Raw genomic sequence first — 1,458 nt, 5'->3', positions numbered from 1 at the left:
GGCCGGCGCGCGGTGCGGAAACGCCTGGAAACGGCAATTTCAAGTCTAGCGCATTTCCGGTGCAATCCGGATCACCGAAGATGCGCTAGTTCTTTGTTTTTGCCGCATTATCCGACGTCGATGCGAATGCGCATCGACTGGAAATGCTCTAGAGAAGGAAGTCGGACGTCGAGATCTCGGCGGGCTCGATGTCCTTCAGCGTGATCACCAGATCGACGCCGCCGACATCGACCGTGACGATCGTGTTGGTGCCGGAATCGCTGAAGCCGATGTCGCCCGCTGCGACGCCGAGCGCGGTGAGGTCGATCTGATCGCCCTCCGAGGCGTCGAAGTCGGTGATGGTGTCCCGCGCGGCGCTGGAGGAATGGCCGGCGGCCGAGAAGACGAAGGTGTCCGCGCCGGCATTGCCCTGCAAAAGATCCTTTCCGGCGCCGCCGTTCAGCGTGTCGTTGCCGCCGCCGGCGAGGAGCTTATCGTTGCCGCCGCCGCCGTTGAGTGTATCGTTGCCGTCGCCGCCGACCAGCTTGTCCTTGCCGCCGCCGCCGTTCAGCGTGTCGTCGCCGGCCTCGCCGAACAGCTTGTCGTCACCGGCATCGCCGCTCAGCGTGTCCTTGCCGCCACCGCCATAGAGCTTGTCGTCGTTGCCGCCGCCGAAGAAGACGTCGGCCTTCGTGGTGCCGGTGATGGTGTCCTTGCCGCTCAGGAACAGGCTGACCGCCCCGACGACGTCGTTGTCCAGGTAGAAATTGAAGAACTGCTTGGCAGACAGGGAAACGTCCGTGATGTTGAGCCAGCGCACGCCGCCGGTTTCGACCTTCAGCGACGTTATCGTGCCGCCGAGCACGTCTGCCAAATCGCCGCCCACAAATTTGTACTTCAGGTTGTTTCCGTCGAAGCGCGTGAAATTGTCGTCGTCGTCGAAAAGCTTCGCAAAGGTCTTCTTCAGCGTCGCGTTGTCGTAATCCGCCAGCTCCGCCAGCGGCAGCTTGGTGAAGTCGACGCCCTTGTTTTTGTAAAGCTTCGTCTTGATGTTCGCCATAAATGTTTCCCCCTTCTCTCCAGTGAAGATTTTAAACGCACCCTAGAAACCGCAACGCGGCAGGTCCCGCGTCTATTCGGATAAAGTAGAAATTTTGCAGCAGAATAACACAGGCGGAACGAAGGCATAGACGTGCGCCTGAAACAAAGCGGGCGAAATCGCAGGAGCCGCCCTTGCGCGGGAACGCCGTGATGGATTCCCGTCAAGAAAGCTTCACCGAACCATCAAGCAGGCGTCATCCGGCGGGCCTGTGCGGCGCGTCCATGCATCAACCCCGAGACCGCCGGCAATGACCCAGGTCCTGTGCCCGCCCCTCCACAGCCCTGCTCCTGGCCTCCCGGCCGATACGCGGCAGGGCGGACGACAACGAGCGCGCGCTTCCGCGAACCGGCGAATTCCTGAAGGCGGAACAAGAGGAT

1 protein-coding gene is annotated in these 1,458 nt (G+C 61.5%); it reads right to left on the bottom strand.

Annotated elements, in window-relative coordinates:
* Positions 1-148: 148 nt before the first annotated feature.
* Positions 149-1,039, bottom strand: a complete 891-nt coding sequence (locus LXM94_RS25175; protein WP_235774548.1) for a calcium-binding protein — start codon at positions 1,037-1,039, stop codon at positions 149-151.
* Positions 1,040-1,458 lie beyond the last annotated feature (419 nt).

This window comes from Rhizobium alarense (assembly GCF_021555155.1).
GTDB lineage: Bacteria > Pseudomonadota > Alphaproteobacteria > Rhizobiales > Rhizobiaceae > Rhizobium_D > Rhizobium_D alarense.
The sequence above is the reverse complement of the archived record's forward strand: the minus strand, read 5'-3'. Positions and strand labels throughout refer to the sequence as shown.

What these genes read in the sequence shown, in the direction of transcription:
- LXM94_RS25175 (WP_235774548.1), bottom strand. Translation starts at nt 1,039, where the DNA reads ATGGCGAACATCAAGACGAAGCTTTACAAAAACAAGGGCGTCGACTTC.